1 protein-coding gene is annotated in these 349 nt (G+C 64.8%); it reads left to right on the top strand.

The window, feature by feature from the left end; genetic code table 11:
• Positions 1-349 (top strand): nitrilase-related carbon-nitrogen hydrolase (locus RVY79_RS18150; RefSeq protein ID WP_317465925.1); only part of this gene is annotated, 349 nt, incomplete at both ends.

Genomic DNA, 349 nt, shown 5'->3' with positions numbered 1-349 from the left:
CGCTCATCGCCGAGTTGGGGGCGTTCTCCGGCCTGCATGTGGTGATCGGGCATCCGCAGATCTCGCTGGAAGCCCCGGCGCCCGGCGTACTGCCCAAACCCACCAACAGCGCCACCGTGGCTGTGGATGGCCGCGTGGTTGGCCGGTACAACAAGCTCGAGCTACCCAATAACGAAGTCTTCGACGAGAAACGCTACTTCCAGCCTGGCACCGAGCCTTTCGTGTTCGAGGTCGATGGCACGCGCTTCGGCGTCATCATCTGCGAAGACGCCTGGTACCCCACGGCCACGGCCTACGCCAAGGCCGCCGGCGCGCAGGTGGTGCTGATTCCCAATGCCTCGCCGTATCA

This window comes from Chromohalobacter sp. HP20-39, from assembly GCF_033052815.1.
GTDB lineage: Bacteria > Pseudomonadota > Gammaproteobacteria > Pseudomonadales > Halomonadaceae > Chromohalobacter.
Note: the sequence above shows the minus strand (reverse complement) of the source record. Positions and strands in the feature narration are given on the sequence as shown.